Raw genomic sequence first — 15,967 nt, forward strand, 5'->3', positions numbered from 1 at the left:
TTTGCGAACACCTGCCTAGTAACTCGTGGAATACTCTTTTTTGTGGTGTACGCGAATTTCCAAAGATAGTTTGTAAGGAGAGGAATTATGCGCTTCAAAGTTGTACTTGAGGCAAGCGACGAAGGTGGGTACACAGTTTACGTCCCGTCTTTGCCTGATTGTATCAGCGAAGGAGAGACAGTAGAAGAAGCCTTGAGAAATATACAAGAGGCGATTGAACTGTGTCTTGAGCCAGTCGAAGATGATCTGGTTATGGATGAGAACACGCTGGTGCACGAGATTGAATTGTGAAAGTGCCCAGTCTGCCATATCAGCAAATTATTCGTGCCTTGCAAAGAAACGGGTGGGCCGTGGTACGTCAGCGCGGCAGTCACACTCGGTTACAGAAACACACAGGGATCGAAGTGCTCAAGATAACGGTAGTCCAGTCAAATGCTCTACATTGGTACATATTTTAAAGCAAGCACGACTGGAGGTTGATGATTTCCTGAAATTGTTATGAGTAATACAAAAGAGAAAAAGCCCGCTCAACCGGCATCCAGCCGACGTCACTCTGCTGCGCCTCGTGGTGCGGCTGAAGTGCTGGCCGTTGGTCGCACTTTTAGGTATGCTATGTGTACGGTAGCGAGATATGGAGCGAAGCTTTATGAAGACCCTTCAAGAGATTGAACAACTCCTCACCAAGATCACACCTGCAGAAAAGGCGCAAGTATTGCAATGGATTGTGCGTGATTTGGGAGATGCCTTTCCTGGGGTCGAGAGTATACCGAACGTTTGTGGTAGTGAACCGTGCATTGTACGTACACGAATCCCTGTGTGGGTGTTGGTGCAAGCCAGACGACTGGGCGCGAGTGAGGCAGACCTATTGCGTAGTTATCCCAGCCTGCGGTCAGAAGATTTGGTCAATGCCTGGGCTTATTACCGCCTCCATCGAGAAGAAATTGAACAACAGATCGCTGAGAATGAGGCGGCGTAAACAATGGCACGTTTATATGCCAATGAAAATTTTCCTCTTCCAGCCGTGGAGGCATTGCGACGGTTAGGACATGATGTGCTCACCAGCTATGAAAGTGGTCGGGCGGGGCAGGCAATCCCCGATGAAGAGGTGCTGGCGTTTGCTGTAGCGGAAGCGCGTATCCTGATAACGCTCAATCGTAAGCATTTTGTTCGTTTGCATCAAAGGTATGTGGACCATACGGGTATCATTGTCTGTACCGTTGATCCAGATTTTAAGGCTTTGGCGCAGCGTGTTCATGCTGCGTTGATGACTCAACATCAAATGGCAGGACAACTGGTGCGCATTAATCGTCCCGGATAACCAGCAGGATATGCACCCAACAGGCGCTTGCAACCGAGGGACCGCTCGGTTCCGGTAGCAGCATGCTGTTCCACCTTGTATCTTGTGGACAAGACAACCAATCGTTCAGGCTGCGGCAGCCGACGAGTGAAAACGCGGGAGGTATTCAGCCTCCCGCGTTTGGCACCAATGCCTGGGGTTGCCCGTTCAGACCTCCAGCTTGGCTTCGATCTGGGTCAGCTTGTGCCGGGCCAGCGCAAGGTTGCCGGTGTCTTTCTTGATGGCCACGTAGAGAAAAAGATTCGGCGCGCTTTTGAGCAGGCGGATGAGGTGATACTGGGTGTCGAGGGTGATGAGAATGTCCTCGATGGTTTCCTTGAGGTTGAGATTGGCCATGGCTTTCATTTTTGCCCGGATAACCTCGGTATTTCCCGCAGCGGCAATTTCGAGGTTGTAGGTCGGCGTGCCGCCAATCGTGCCAAGGCACATGCCGCTTTTCCAGTCGGCCAGTGCCGCACCGACGGTGCCTTCAATTTCCATAACAGCGACCAGGGATTCTTTGATGTTGCCCATAGTGAAGTTCTCCTGTGAGATGTGACCGGCCCGGGGGCCGGTGGGTTGAAAGGGTTCGACCGGAGGGCCAGATGTTTGGCCTTCCGGCGAAAGAACCTGTTCCCGCACCTGCTCATCCAGCATCTGGTGTGCATTCAGCAGCAGGTGGTCGAGGGGGGTATGCACGTTTACCGGCTGCTTTTTGACAACGCCGGACATCTCGATTTCAGGCTGTGACCAACCGATGACCTCATAGACCGCCGCTTCACCTTCCCGGTGTTCGGTCCGGGCATTCACCAGTTCGCCTTCCTGGAAAATGAGTGTCGCAAGCTGTTGCCCCTGGCGGATGTTGAGCGTGCAGGTTTTGCGTTCGATATTGAGCAGTTGCAGGAAACTTGACAGGTTGATGCCCCGCAAAAAACCCGCGCTGCGTTTGGCCAGCGTGTTCTCGACGAGGCTGGCCAGCGCATGCAGATCAATGGGCTTTTCGATGTAACCAATGGCCCCGATTTCCCGGACGCGCTTCTCGATTTCGCTCGTTCCAAAGGCGGTCATCACAATCGCCGAAACCTGTGGCTGCTCCGACGCCACACAGGCCAGCAGGTGAAAGCCATCCATCACGGGCATCTTCAGGTCGGTCACAAGCAGGTCCACACCCCCCTGACGGATGATCTCCAGCGCCTCAGCCCCCTGGTTTGCCGTCAGTATCCTGACCCCATCCAGGAGATTGGCGATCCCTTCGGAAACACTGCTGAGGAACAGCTTTTCATCATCCACGATGAGCACGGTCGGCATTGGCTTTACCTGCACCACAGAACGGTCTGCCCACTTGCAGCGCAAGCTCTGTGCCAGCACCGGAAAAATCCGTAAACCACTGGAAATCAAAGATGTATTGGGAAAACACCGGCTGACTTCGTGGCGCAGATGCCAGCCTGACGTGTCATTTTGAAAGGGGGGCTTCCAAATTGGCAGGGGATGCGGCAGCCGTGGGGCGCACCCCATATTCGGTCAACTTGCGCCGGAGCGTGGACAGGGAGATGTCCAGTGCTTGGGCCGTCGCCGTCAGGTTGCGGCCGCAGCGTTCAAACACGGCGAGGATGTGCTGCCGTTCGACATCAGCCAGACGCCGGAGGGGTTCCGCCGGGTGCGGCTGGGACGCCGCCGCCGGGTTGAAAATCAACCGGCACGGGAAAATGTACTGCCCGTCGTGGAGGATCAGGCTGCGTTCAATGAGGTTGCGCAGCTCGCGGACGTTTCCGGGAAACGTATATTCAGCCAGGCGCGCAATTTCGTCCTCCGGGATGTCCACGGCCCGTCCCGGCGCCAAGGTGGCGATGAAGTGCCGGCACAGGGCCGGCAAGTCGTCGAGCCGTTCCCGCAGCGGCGGCAGGTGGATGTGGATGACATTCAGCCGGTAGTAGAGATCACGCCGGAACGTGCCCGCCGCAATGGCCTTTTCCGGGTCAACGTTGGTGGCGGCCAGAACGCGGACGGACACCGTGCGCTGCACTTCACTGCCCAACCGGCGCAGGGACTGGTCTTCGAGCACCCCAAGCAGTTTGGATTGCAGCGCCAGCGGCATTTCGGTGATTTCGTCGAGAAACAGCGTCCCGCCATCGGCCAGCTCAAACAGTCCCTTGCGGGTGGCTGTGGCCCCAGTAAAGGCCCCCTTTTCGACGCCAAACAGCTCGGCTTCAATGAGCGATTCCGGCAGGGCCGCGCAGTTGACGCTGATGAACGGTTTTTCGGCCAGACGCGAGGCGTAGTGAATCGCCTTGGCGACGAGGCTTTTTCCCGTCCCCGTTTCACCGGTGATGAGCACCCGCACCTCGGTGGCCGCCGCCCGTTCGATGAGGCGGTGGATGTCAGCAAAGCGCGCCCCGGCGCCAACCAGCAGCGCCGTCCGGCTCTCCTGATGCGCCTGAAAACGGTGAACTTCCTCGACCTTTTCCAGCGCCGTCGTATGCAGCAGCCGCTCGACGGTCAGGATGACTTCCTCCACCTCGACCGGCTTGGAAAGATAATCGTGAATGCCGGACTTGAGCGCCTGGACGGCATTTTCATAACTCGGAAACGCCGTCAGCAGCAGGATTTTCACGGCGTCATTTGACCGCAGAAGTTCCGGGACCAGCGCCAGTCCGCCGCCATCCGGCAGCTTGTTGTCGAGCAGTACGATGTCAAAGGGCATCCGGTGCAACAGTTGCCGCGCCGCCGCCAGGCTCGACGCCAGGGAAACCAAAAAACCCCGTCCGCTGAACACCTCGGCCAGGGTTTCCCGAAACAAAGGCTCGTCATCAAGGATGAGCATCCGCCTGGACATCCGGCCTATTCCTTCGGAGCAACGGCTTCGAGCGTCACAATGGCTTCACATCCGCCGGTCGGCCCGGGACGCAGTTCGACCGTACCGTTCATCTTGGTGATGAGCTTCCGGGTGATGACGAGTCCCAGACCTGTGCCGTGCGGCTTCGAGGTGTAAAACGGCTTGAAGAGCTGGTCAAGCTGCTGGGGCGTCAACCCAACGCCGTTATCCGCAATGACAATACTCACCAGATGCTCGCGCCGAAAAACGCGCAGCGTAATGGTCGGATCATCGCAGCCCTCAAGGGCATCCGCTGCATTGGTGACGAGGTTGAGCAGGGCCTGATGCAGCGCCCGCTGGTCGGCGCGGACCGTACCGGCATCCTTTTCAAACCGGTATTCCAGCCGGATGCCGCGCTTGGCAAAGTCCTCCTCGATGAGTGAACAGAAACGCTCCAGAAACGGCGCAACCGGCAGCGGCTCCAACACCGGCGTTTCGTACAGGCTAAAGGAACGCAGGGTTTTGAGCAGGTATTCCACCCGGCTGATTTCTGCCAGCGAACGGTCGAGATACTTTGCGATGGTGGCGCGCGAAGGATTCTCCATCTGCTTCAGTACTGTCAGTGCCGTTTTGACAGAGTTGATGGGATTGCCCATTTCGTGCCGGATGCCGGAGAAGATATATCCGGTCGTCTCCATGACATTGACGGCCTCGGCAATGGATTCGTAGCGGAGCTGTTCGGTGACATCCCGGCACACGGCGACAATGTTCTGGAGACGGCCGGCTTCGTCCCACACGGGAGACACTGAGGCTTCTTCCTGGTAGGTCGTGCCGTCTTTGCGGCGGGCCGTGTAGATACCGTGCCACTCGCGCCCGGATTGCAGCGCCCGGAAGATTTCGTCGCGGAGGCTGGCCTGAACGGGGCCCACCGGCAGCTCAAAGAACTGGCAGCCATAGGCAGACTCACGCACCAGCCCCGTGGTCTTTTCAAACGCCGGATTGACGTACTGGACATAGCCGGAGCCGTCCAGCATGACGACGGCCTCGGCAATCTGCTCAATGGCCGCCGTCAGCCGCCGCATCGCACTGTCTGCCTGACGGCGTGCAGTGATGTCCTTGATGACGTGTACCCATCCTGTTCCAATCCCGCGTTCCTGCGGAATCCAGTAGCTGCTCATCTCAAACCACTGATCGCGGCCGGGAAACTGAAACTCCGGCTGGTCGCCGACGGCTTCACGCAGGGTTTTGGCTGTGGCGGACAGATGCGGAAAGAAATAACGAACGGTCGGCTGGCCGATGAGGCGCTGGTAGGTCGCGCCGAGAAAGGTCGTTACCGCCCGATTGCACCGGCGCAGCCGTCCTTGGGAATCCTCCAGCAGGATGAGGTCTGAAATGGCATCCACCGTGGCCGACCATTCCTCATCGCGGCGGCGGAGCACCTCCACCATGGCCTTCTGTGGCGTCAGGTCTTCGACAATGACCACGAGAGTCTGGTCGGACATCACCGGCACCAGGGACAGCCGAACCGGCACAAAACATCCATCCTTTCGGCGTACACTGGTTTCGATGTCTTCGACGCCACCACCCTGGTGCAGCAGCCGGCGGACGGCTTCCCGCAGGGCGGGGCGACGGTGACGGGTCAGGAAGCCGCTCACGCGCTGACGGAGAAGTTCTGACGCCGGAACGCCCAGGATGTGGCTCAGCGCCCGATTGGCAAGCTTCAGGCGTCCGTGGGCATCCAGCACCCCGATGCCGTCGGGAATGGCCTCGATGACCCGGCGCATAAACTGGTTCGCCTGCTGGAGTTGCTCCCGCGCCAGGTGTTGTTCAGTAGATTCCTCGTGGGCCACGACGATCGGCGCTTCCGGCAAATCCGCCAACCGGGCAACGCGCGCTATGAACCACCGTCTGGCCCATGGGCTGTGACGGGGATACTCCAGGGTGTAAGCCGCCTTTCCAGCCATGACCTGCCGGATGCCACGGGCCAGGGCGTGAGCAACCTCGCTTTCAGGGCCTGTCGCCTGCTCACACAGGGCCAGATAGTTCATCCCGATGCCGAAGTTGCCAGTCTGAAGCCCGTTTTCCCGCGCAAAGCGTTTCCACGCTTCATTGACCTCCAGAATGACGCCGTTCTGATCCAGAACGGCAATGTGGGCGGACAGGGTATCGAGCGTGGACTGGAGCATCACCTGCCACTCCCGAAGCTGGTTCTCGGCCTTTTTGCGCTCGGTGATGTCCCGGACAATGAGGGTATAAAACCGCCTGCTGCCGGAATGAAACTCCCCGGCTGTGACTTCAACCATCCGCCCCGGCGCACCCGGAAAACAACTCTCCGTCTCCACCGGGAGCGCGCCCAGGTTTTCCGGTGCGATGGCAAGCAGTTCACCAATCGACCGTCCGATGAGATGCTCCGTCGCCGCAGCAAACAGGTGCGCCGCTGACGGATTGGCGGAAACGACGGTCAGTGTCTGGTCAAGTGTCAGGATGGCATCCGACGCATGGCGAATGACGGATTGCAGCCGGGTTTCTGTTTCGCGCAGTTGACGGTTGCGGCGGTGGGCATTGATCAGTCCGGCAGCCCGAAACCGAAGTGCCAGCGGGCTGGGCGGTTTGGTCATGTAATCGGTCGCGCCGGCGACAAACGCCTGCTCAATGCTCTCCTCCTCAATGACCGCCGTCAGCATCAGGATTGGCGTGTGGGCGGTTTTCGGCCGTTTGCGAAGCTCGGCGCAGGTCTGGATGCCGTCCAGGTGCGGCATGTGGATGTCGAGCAGCACGAGGTCGGGGGTGATGGTTTCCACCAGCCGGAGGGCTTCCTCACCATTCCAGGCTTTCAAGACCTCAAAGCCGTCACTTTCGAGCAGGTCGCCGAGAAACTCGCAGAGCTGAAAGTCATCATCCACCACCAGAACGACTGGTGTCCCATTCGGTGCAGAGGTGGCTTCCACAACCGGATACAGTGCCGGGTTTGAAGTGGCGCAAGCCGAAACCATGGTGTCAACGCAGCATTTCCGATGAGATACGGCATCCCGGAACAGGGCCAAGGCCAGCGGGGGCGCTTCCCGGAGTGTATTCCACTTGCTGACACGTTTGCACGCCTTTTTGTGATAAAAAACACACTTGATATAAACAGGCGAGGTATATCTGGAAAACACCACGACGCAGCGCATCCAGCAACGTGTATCATCTGCCTTTGCAACTGCGCCACGGCGGGAACGTCCTCCCCTGGCGACGCCTCCTGTCCCCTGGCCCAAACCAACGATGCCGCACCCAACCCCACCACTTCTGCCCGAAAGCACCACGCCCGACGACGGGATTCCCATCGAGCAGCTCTCCGACCTCGTGGATGAGCTGCCGCCCGCGCTGCAACCGCCCCAACCGTTACCCAGTGTGGTCATCCTGGGGCGGCCGAACGTCGGCAAATCCACGCTGTTCAACAAGCTGGTCGGCCGTCGTCAGGCTATTGTCGGCGACGAGCCGGGCATTACCCGTGACCGTCACTACGGCGTTGTCGAATGGCTGGGGCGCAGCTTTGAACTTGTGGACACCGGCGGCATCGTGCCCGATGAGGAAGCCATCATCCCGGCCAATATCTTCAAGCAAGCTTCGCGCGCCATCGGGGAAGCCGATTTACTGCTGTGGGTGGTGGACGCGCGCGAAGGCATCACACCGCTTGACGAAGAACTCGCGCGGCATCTCCATACCACGGGCAAGCCGGTGTTTGTCGTGGCCAACAAGGTGGAGTCGGACCAGGTCCGTACGGCTGCCGGTGAGTTTTACCGGTTTGGCTTTGACCAGCTCTTTCCGGTCTCAGCCGAGCATGGGACCGGCACGGCCGAACTTCTCGATGAGATTCTCGCCGTGACGAACGCTCCGGCAGCGGCACCGCCGCGGCCGGAGCGCATCCGGGTGGCTGTCATTGGTCGCCCCAACGTCGGCAAGTCATCGCTGGTCAACGCCATCCTCGGCGAGGAACGGGTTATCGTGAGTCCGATTCCCGGCACGACCCGCGACGCCATAGATACCGACCTCATCCACAACGGACGGCCCTTCACGCTCATTGACACGGCCGGCATCCGCCGCAAAGGACGGACCACCGCCATGGCCGAGAAACTTTCGGTCATCATGGCGCGCAAAGCCCTAGCGCGGACCGATGTGGCCATTCTGCTGCTCGATGCCGTGGAAGGCCCGACCCATCTGGATGAAGTCATTGCCGGCTACGCCCTCGAAAGCGGCACATCCATCCTGATTGCCCTCAACAAATGGGACCTCGTGGAAAAAGACACCCACACCGCCAGACTCTACGAACGACAACTGCGCGAGCGGGTGAAGTTTCTGGATTATGCCCCGGCGGTCTTCGTTTCGGCCCTGACCGGGCAACGGGTGACGCGCCTGCTTGACCTTGCCGCGCGTGCCTATGACGCGCGTTACCGGCGGATACCCACCGGCGAACTCAACCGTTTCTTTGCGGAATACCTCGAAACACCGCGCGCCACCCTGCCGAGCAACACGCCGGTCAAGGTGCACTATGTGACGCAGGCGCGCAGCGTGCCGCCGACGTTCGTCCTGTTTACGAACACGACCGAAAAGCTCCATTTTTCTTATGTCCGCTATGTGGAAAACCGGCTGCGCGAAAACTTCGACTTTTTTGCGACGCCGCTGCGCATTGTGTCGCGCCCCCGGACGGCCAAAAAACGCTAACCCCCCATCGTTTGCATCTGCCCATGCCGCCTCCTGCCGATGACCAGCCAGCGGCGGTAGCCGCGTTTACAGCCCGCCTCAAAGCCCAGGCGCTGGCGCTGGGGTTCTCCAAAGTGGGCATTGCGCGCGCCGAACCACTGGCGGCCGAAGGCATGCGGCTCCACGAATGGCTTGCCCGTGGCTACCACGCCACCATGCACTGGATGGCGCGTACGGCGGACAAGCGTACGGACCCGGCTCAACTCCTCCCCAACGTCAAATCAGTAGTGGCCGTGGCGCTCAACTACGACACGCCGCCGCGCCACGTCGAAGCCCCGGACATCGGCAAAATTTCGCGCTACGCCTGGGGCGATGACTACCACGATGTCATGGGCGAAAAGCTGAAGGCGCTGCTGGCGTGGGTGACAGCCGAACGCCCGGAAGCCCACGGCTACATCGCCGTGGACGCCCAACCCGCCATGGACAAAGCCTGGGCCGTGCGCGCCGGACTCGGCTGGCTTGGCAAGCACGGCAACGTCATCACCCGTGAGTTTGGCTCGTGGGTCTTTCTCGGCGAACTGTTCCTCGACATTGACCTCGAACCCGAAACGGAACTCGTTCCCGACCACTGCGGCACGTGTACGGCCTGCCTGGAAGCCTGTCCGACCCAGGCGATTGTCGCGCCGTATGTCGTGGACGCCCGGCAATGTATTGCCTTTGCCACCATCGAGTCGAAAAGCGAAACCCCGGAGCTGCCCACGCACGGGTGGGTCTTCGGGTGCGATGTGTGTCAGGACGTATGTCCGTGGTCACGGTTTCGCCAGCCGACGACCGAAGCGCGCTTCCTACCCCGCCCCGGCATGGTTGCCCCACGTCTGGACGAACTCGCCGCGCTGACGCCGGAAGCCTTCCGGGAGCGGTTTGCCGGCACGCCCGTCATGCGCGCCAAACAGCGCGGACTGCTCCGCAACGTCGAAGCGGCACGCCCACAGACCACCGCGCCGGAGCAACCGGATTGAAAATACCGTGGAAAGACCGGCTCAGGGTGCCAGCGCGGCTTCAAAGCCTTCGAGCGAGCCATGCAGACGCTTGTACACGGCTTCCAGTTTGGTGCGGCGCTCGGCAGCCGTCGGGGCCTGGGCGTCGTAGCCGAGCCGGTACGCCTCGAAGGCTTCCGCGTCCTGCTTCATTGCTTCAAGAACCGTCCCTAACCGCCAGGCGGCTTCACGGCGTGACGGCGCATTCGGATAGGCTTTCACCGCCTCCCGCAGCCGGACGGTGGCCGCTGCCGTCTCGCCCTGCCGGTAGAGTATCCAGCCCAGTGTCATCTGTGCGCGCACGTAAAACTCCGCCAGGCGGTCTTCGGCCCGTGGGCTGTCCACGCCTCCCCCGGCCACGCGCGCGGCATCCGACGTGGCATCAATGGCCTGCCGGGCAAAACGTTCAGCCATGCCGAGTTCACCCACTTCGGTCAACATCCCGGCGGCGCGCAACAACCGCCATCCGCGTCCGGGGTCCTTGCCGGCGACAAATTCCTTGGCCGCAACTTCAAGCGGCGACTCGGTCAGTCCGCCTTTTGGCAGGCTGCCGGCGCGGGCCTGCTTGGCCAGCATGGCAAAGCGTACGTAACGCTCGATAAATGCCATTTCCTCGTCGGTAAGCAGCGGGGAAGCCACCAGCAATGAGGCGCGGCGTTCGAGGTCGAGCAACCGCGAGAGACGTGCGCTGCGCACCGGCAGCGTCCCGCCCAGAACGGCCTCAAATTCGCCGTCGGGTGTGACCTTGAGGAAGGCTTCAAAGGGTTCCAGCGCCTGTTCGTAGGCGTTGGCCAGAATCAGTGTCGCCCCCAGTTCAAACTGGAGCGTGGCAAACTGGGCGGTTTGCAGGGCTTCGCCCAGAATGTTCTCCGCCTCGGCCAAGTCGCCGGCCCGCCGCATCAGATGGGCTTCGACGATGCGCAGCCAGGGATAGTTCGGCTGAAGGCGCTTGGCCTGCGTGCCGGCGGCAATGGCGGCGGCCACATTCCCGTTGGCAGCCTGCGTGTAGGCCAGTTGGGTCAGAAAACGCACATCCCGGGGATTGATGGTGAGCATGCGCGCCATAGGGGCAATGGCTTCGCTTTCCTGCCCCCGGGCCAGATAGCACATGGCCAGCCCGCCCCACGCCGTCGGGTGCTCCGGCTCGATGTCAAGCTGTCGGCGGTAGTTGGCTTCAGCTTTTTCGTAATCCCCGGCTGCGCGCTGGAGATCAGCCAGCGCCGCCCAGGCCACCCGGCTTTTTGGATCGAGTTCAAGCGCCCGCTGAAAGGCGGCAGCCGCATCGTCCAGACGGAGGCCCATCTGATAGGCCACGCCCAGACTGTGCCACAGCGTTGCAGATGTGGCATCAAGTTCGAGAGCGCGCTTGAACACTTGCTGAGCGTCGGCCGGGACTTCCAGACTCAGGTAAAACAGCCCGACCTGTTCGAGCGCTTTAGCTTCATTCCAGGCCCGTGGCTGGAACTCGCGCATCAGCAGGACGGCTTCCGTACGTCGCCCCTGAGTCGCCAGCAGCAACGGCATCGGCAGGATGAGCGATTGAAAGACCGGAGCGGCTTCCGCTTCGGGCAACGTGTTGAACGCCTGGCGAAACGTGCGCTGCGCCGCTTCGACATCCCCGGCGCGCAACTGCCGCTCACCAAGCTGGCCCTGCACGCGCACGAGTGCCTGCCGGGCCGCACGCTGGAGCGGCGAGGCCGGGTGGGTCCGCAAAAACGTCTCAAGCTGGCGGGCCTGTTCGTCAAGCGTCGCGGCGGCAAGGGCTGCGTCGAGGTCCGTCTGCTCACGCAGCAGGTCAATGGTGGTCGTGGGGGGCGTCAACACCACCATGGACACCGGCGGTTCATCACGGGTCGGTTCCGCCGCGGCCGGCGGCTTGGGGCGGGAAGTGCCGGCCGCCGCGCCGGATTGGGCTGGAACGAACTGGGCCACGGCCACGGAAGCCGGCCAGCCCAGAAGACAACACAGGGAAACACAGCGGACGGCACGGCGCAGCACAGTGGCAGGTACAGCAGACAGCATAGGTTCAGACTTCAGACTTGGTGAGCCGGGCGAAGGCCGCACGCACCGGATATTCGCAAGCCACGCACAGGATGATGACCGCCTGTAAAACAATCGTCAGGTCCTTGGAAACGCGGTCGGTAAAAATCCCGATGAAAAGCTGGGAGCGAATCAACGCGCCGAACAGAATCGCCGCCAGCACGATGCCCACCGGATGGTTGCGCCCCAGCAAAGCGACGGCAATGCCGGTGAAGCCGTAGCCCGGCGAAAAGCCATCGTAGTACCGATGCCGGTAGCCCAGCACCTCGCTGGTGGCCACCAACCCGGCCAGCGCCCCGCTGAGCGCCATGGCCAGCACCATGTTGCGTGGCACACTGATGCCGCCATACTCGGCGGCCGTCGGGCTGCTCCCGACGGCGCGCAGTTCATAGCCCCATTTCGTTTTCCAGAGAAAGACATAGACGGCCGCACAGGCCAGCAGGGCGATGAAAAAGCCCAAGCTCAGCGGGATGCGTTCGGGAATGGCCGGAATCAACCGGTGCATGCGCGCCAGCCAGGCCCCCGGCGCAATTTCGTGCGTCTGGAGAATCGGATCGCCGACCTCGCGGTAGTGATACTGCACCAGGTAACTGACCAGACCGGCAGCGATGAAGTTCATCATGATGGTGTTGATGACTTCATGCGCGCCAAAGCGCGATTTGAGCAGGCCCGGCACGGCCGCCCACAGGGCGCCGGCCAGCATTGCCGCCAGAATGCAGGCCGGCAGCAGCAGTGGTGACGGAAGACCCGTCAGCGTGAAGCCCACCCAGGCGGCCGCAAAGGCTCCGACGGTGAGTTGTCCCTCCGCGCCGATGTTGAGCAAACCGCACTTCAAGGCCACCGCCACGGCCAACCCTGTAAAGATCAGCGGCGTCGCGTAAAAGAGCGTGTAACTGATGCCATCCAGTGAGCCAAAGGCGCTTGAAAAGAACAGCTCATACACCGCCAGGGGGCTGTCGCCCATAACCAGAACAATGCCGCCCCCCAGAACGAACGCAAACACGACAGCCAGCGCCGGAAACAACAGATCGAGAACAAACTTTTTCATCAGTGCCCTACCAGACATCACCACCGGGATGCCCTACGATACCACCAAATCCCGCGCCTGATTTCCAGATGCAAAGCAGCCCGGCGGCGGGTTACACTGCCTGACGCAGCCACCGGCGCGCGGCAGCCACGGTTTCACCCGGCCGCGTGCAACCTTGTCCCGGCATCCTACACGGCGCACGGTCATGAACTTCCTGCGCTTGCTTTTCGATTGCAGCCCCCTGCTCATCGCTACGGCGCACGGTTACGGCGCGGCCTGGCTGGCGGTCAGGATGCTCTTTCGCCCGCTCAAGCCGGTCTATGTCTTTGGCTGGAAACTGCCGTTTACGCCGGGACTGCTTCCGGCCGAACGGGAACGTTTCGTGGATGCCCTGGCCGGCGTCATCGCCGAAAAACTCCTCACGGCGGACATCCTGGCGGCCGCTTTCCATGAACTCCGGCTGGACACCGACGTGGAACGCCTCGCCCGCTCGCGCTATGCCGAACGGTCGCAGCCCGACGCCCTGCTTCCGGTCGTCGCCGGACGCATCACGGAGATGCTGACCACGCTCAAAAACTCCTCCGAGGCCAAGTGGCGTATTGCCCACGAACTGCGCGCCGTGGTCATCCGGCGGCTCGAACGCGATTACCACCCGGCTGTCCGCCAGACGGCGACCTTTCTGGTGGGCGATGCGCTGGTGTACCGCATTGTGGACCGCGCTATCAACAACCTGGCTGACCAGCTCTCCGAAAGTATGGCCATCCGGGAAGTCATGGACGAAGCCCTACGCCGCCTGCCGGAAGCCATCTTCACCAGCGAGCGCCCCCTGCAACAGCGCATTGCCCAGGACATCGTCCGTCACCTCAGCGAACGCCTCGACATCAAGGGCATCATCAAGCGGCGTTTTGAGACCTTCTCGAATGACATCTTTGAGAGTCTCGTCTATGAAACAGCCGGACGGGAACTGCGGGGCATCATGGTGTTTGGAACGTATGTCGGTTTTGCGGTCGGCGTCCTGCAAACCGGCGTCAACCTCTGGCGCACTCTGGCCGGTCATTAGCTGCCAGCAGCCACTCCCACGGCACGGCTTCGGCCATACCCACCGGTGGATGCGCCCGGAGAGACTCGAACTCCCAACCCTCAGATCCGAAGTCTGATGCTCTATCCAATTGAGCTACGGGCGCAGACGCGGCCGGCGTTCTGCCGTATAGCGCGCCGCGGCCCGGCTTTTCAAGCGTCTGCCAAGGGAACGGTTTTCAGGCTGGGACAGTCGTCGCCAGCGCTGGCGCAGTTTCCAGCGACCGCAATGACCGCCGCAACCCAAGCACCAGCACCAGGTTGGCCACCGTCATCGTGCCCTCGGCAATGCCGTGCAGCCAGTCCACATGGGTCAATGACGGCGCGCGATAGACCGTCCGTGCCACAATGCTCAGGGCAATGGTGACGACGACAAACAGGATGAGCAGCCCGTACCCGACAATCGTCTGGACGTTGAAGGCCGCGCGGTCCCACCGCCGGTTGACCGCCAGAAAGACCACGAACAGCAGGTAGGCCAATCCGGCCGACTGAATCATTGCGCCCCGCGTCCCGCCATAGGGCAGCCAGGCCCGCGCCAGCAGAAAGCCGCCGACAGTCAGCGTCGCCACGGCCGTGGCGGCCAGAACGAACCGGGGGTAGCGCCGCGGCCATTCGCGCAGATGCAGCGCAGCCGTCGCCAGCCCGACACTTCCGATGAGTGTCAGCAGTTCGTGCGTACGTGGAATCCACATCAGGCTGGTGTTGTCATTGGTGGCATGCCAGGCCAGGACGCACATCCCGGCGCCCCAGTGCGGCAGCATCGCCACGGCCAGGCGCCGGATGTCTGTCCGGCCCAGCACCGTTCCCAACCGCCACACCAAGGCGATGGCCAGCGTCCACTCGGTCACGCTGGCAATGTGAATGCCCCATACCGGGGGTGACAGCAAACTCATGGCGGCACCTCCCCACGAACGAAGTGGCCCACAAACGAAGTGGCGGTTGAATCAACCTCCCGTTTTCACCATACTGCGCCCACCGTACGAAAAGGGCCAGAAATGTTTGCGGAAAAAGCCAGCGATGCGACCGGTCGTTGAAATCGAGCAGCTTTCCATGGAGTACGTCACTGGCTTCTGGCGCAACAAGCGCGTCCGGTCACTGGTTGACCTGAGCCTTGAAGTCTATGCCGGCGAAGTCTTCGGGTTTCTCGGACACAACGGCGCCGGAAAAACGACGACGCTCAAAATCCTCATGCGGATTGTCTATCCGACGGGTGGCACGGCGCGGATTCTCGGCTGCCCGCTGGATGACATGAGCATGCGGCGGCGCATCGGCTACCTGCCGGAGTCGCCGTACTTCTACGACTACCTGACCGGGTGGGAACTGCTTGACTACGTCGGCCGGCTCTGCGGTCTGGATGCGGCGCAGCGGGCCCGGCGCATTCCCGAAATGCTGGCGCTGGTTGGCATGCAGCATGCCGCCCACCGTCCGCTGCGCAAGTATTCCAAGGGCATGCTCCAGCGGATCGGCATTGCCCAGGCTATTCTGCACGACCCGGAAGTGGTCTTTCTGGACGAACCGATGACGGGACTTGATCCCATTGGACGGCGGGAAGTCCGCGACATCATGGCCAACCTGCGGGACCAGGGCAAAACGGTGTTTTTCTCGACGCACATCCTGTCGGATGTCGAGGCGCTCTGCGACCGCGTGGCCATTCTCAAGCAGGGCCGCCGCGTGGCCTATGGGACGCTGGCGGAAATTCAGGCGGGCCGGGCGGCCACGCTTGAAATCGTGGCCACGGAGACGACACCCGAAGCCGTGGCGGCACTGGAGCGTTTTGCGGCCCGCCTTCGCCGGACAGCCGCCGGGTTGCACTGCGAGTTGAAATCAGCCGACCAGGTGGGCGAAGCCGTCGCCGAGCTGCACCGCCATGGCGGACGCCTGGTTTCCATCACGCCGATCAAATCCGCGCTGGAAGAATTTTTCGTCCGGGACGAAACCCTCAGCGAGACCTTCTGACC

The 15,967-nt window shown here is 61.3% G+C and carries 14 protein-coding genes and 1 tRNA gene; 8 read left to right on the forward strand and 7 right to left on the reverse strand.

Going from position 1 to position 15,967, the window contains the following annotated elements; genetic code table 11:
- Positions 1–87 precede the first annotated feature (87 nt).
- From J8C05_RS06945 to J8C05_RS06960, 4 genes are all read left to right on the forward strand, one after another.
- Positions 88–291, forward strand: a complete 204-nt coding sequence (locus tag J8C05_RS06945; protein ID WP_211421529.1) for a type II toxin-antitoxin system HicB family antitoxin — start codon at positions 88–90, stop codon at positions 289–291.
- Between the two features lie 2 nt (positions 292–293).
- Positions 294–458: a type II toxin-antitoxin system HicA family toxin gene (locus tag J8C05_RS15700; RefSeq protein ID WP_459543842.1), complete on the forward strand. Its 165-nt coding sequence runs from the start codon at positions 294–296 to the stop codon at positions 456–458.
- A 188-nt stretch (positions 459–646) separates the two neighbouring features.
- Positions 647–976: a DUF433 domain-containing protein gene (locus tag J8C05_RS06955; RefSeq protein ID WP_211421530.1), complete on the forward strand. Its 330-nt coding sequence runs from the start codon at positions 647–649 to the stop codon at positions 974–976.
- A gap of 3 nt (positions 977–979) precedes the next feature.
- Entirely contained in the window at positions 980–1,318 is a 339-nt protein-coding gene (locus tag J8C05_RS06960; protein WP_211421531.1) for a DUF5615 family PIN-like protein, read from the forward strand.
- A 186-nt stretch (positions 1,319–1,504) separates the two neighbouring features.
- Here J8C05_RS06960 and J8C05_RS06965 read toward each other — a convergent pair whose 3' ends face one another.
- From J8C05_RS06965 to J8C05_RS06975, 3 genes are all read right to left on the reverse strand, one after another.
- Complete coding sequence (locus tag J8C05_RS06965) at positions 1,505–2,644, reverse strand: response regulator (RefSeq protein ID WP_211421532.1); 1,140 nt, start codon at positions 2,642–2,644, stop codon at positions 1,505–1,507.
- A gap of 145 nt (positions 2,645–2,789) precedes the next feature.
- Positions 2,790–4,169, reverse strand: a complete 1,380-nt coding sequence (locus J8C05_RS06970; RefSeq protein WP_211421533.1) for a sigma-54-dependent transcriptional regulator — start codon at positions 4,167–4,169, stop codon at positions 2,790–2,792.
- Between the two features lie 5 nt (positions 4,170–4,174).
- Positions 4,175–7,141 carry a hybrid sensor histidine kinase/response regulator gene (locus J8C05_RS06975; RefSeq protein WP_211421534.1) on the reverse strand — a complete coding sequence of 989 codons (2,967 nt, stop codon included), beginning with the start codon at positions 7,139–7,141 and terminating at the stop codon, positions 4,175–4,177.
- A 268-nt stretch (positions 7,142–7,409) separates the two neighbouring features.
- Between J8C05_RS06975 and der the strand changes: the two genes are divergently transcribed.
- Positions 7,410–8,849, forward strand: a complete 1,440-nt coding sequence (der, locus tag J8C05_RS06980; RefSeq protein WP_211421535.1) for a ribosome biogenesis GTPase Der — start codon at positions 7,410–7,412, stop codon at positions 8,847–8,849.
- Between the two features lie 23 nt (positions 8,850–8,872).
- Positions 8,873–9,847 (forward strand): tRNA epoxyqueuosine(34) reductase QueG, encoded by a 975-nt coding sequence (queG, locus tag J8C05_RS06985; protein ID WP_211421536.1) that lies wholly within the window; start codon positions 8,873–8,875, stop codon positions 9,845–9,847.
- 21 nt (positions 9,848–9,868) lie between these two features.
- Here the strand turns inward: queG and J8C05_RS06990 are convergent, their stop codons facing one another.
- Together J8C05_RS06990 and J8C05_RS06995 are read right to left on the reverse strand one after the other, a co-directional pair.
- Entirely contained in the window at positions 9,869–11,887 is a 2,019-nt protein-coding gene (locus J8C05_RS06990) for a tetratricopeptide repeat protein (RefSeq protein ID WP_211421537.1), read from the reverse strand.
- Positions 11,888–11,891: 4 nt separating this feature from the next.
- Positions 11,892–12,953 carry an ABC transporter permease gene (locus J8C05_RS06995; RefSeq protein WP_246840672.1) on the reverse strand — a complete coding sequence of 354 codons (1,062 nt, stop codon included), beginning with the start codon at positions 12,951–12,953 and terminating at the stop codon, positions 11,892–11,894.
- A gap of 184 nt (positions 12,954–13,137) precedes the next feature.
- Here J8C05_RS06995 and J8C05_RS07000 point away from each other — a divergent pair, with 184 nt between their 5' ends.
- Positions 13,138–13,992: a DUF445 domain-containing protein gene (locus J8C05_RS07000; protein ID WP_211421539.1), complete on the forward strand. Its 855-nt coding sequence runs from the start codon at positions 13,138–13,140 to the stop codon at positions 13,990–13,992.
- 50 nt (positions 13,993–14,042) lie between these two features.
- Here the strand turns inward: J8C05_RS07000 and J8C05_RS07005 are convergent.
- Both J8C05_RS07005 and J8C05_RS07010 read right to left on the reverse strand, forming a co-directional pair.
- Positions 14,043–14,116, reverse strand: a tRNA-Arg gene (locus tag J8C05_RS07005).
- Between the two features lie 72 nt (positions 14,117–14,188).
- Complete coding sequence (locus J8C05_RS07010) at positions 14,189–14,902, reverse strand: DUF2499 domain-containing protein (protein WP_014099933.1); 714 nt, start codon at positions 14,900–14,902, stop codon at positions 14,189–14,191.
- Positions 14,903–15,026: 124 nt separating this feature from the next.
- On the opposite strand from J8C05_RS07010, the gene J8C05_RS07015 reads away from it, so the two are divergent.
- On the forward strand, positions 15,027–15,965 hold the full coding sequence (locus J8C05_RS07015) for an ABC transporter ATP-binding protein (protein WP_211421540.1): 939 nt from the start codon (positions 15,027–15,029) through the stop codon (positions 15,963–15,965).
- The last annotated feature ends 2 nt before the right edge of the window (positions 15,966–15,967 follow it).

The sequence above is a fragment of the Chloracidobacterium sp. N genome (assembly GCF_018304765.1).
GTDB classification, from domain to species: domain Bacteria; phylum Acidobacteriota; class Blastocatellia; order Chloracidobacteriales; family Chloracidobacteriaceae; genus Chloracidobacterium; species Chloracidobacterium aggregatum.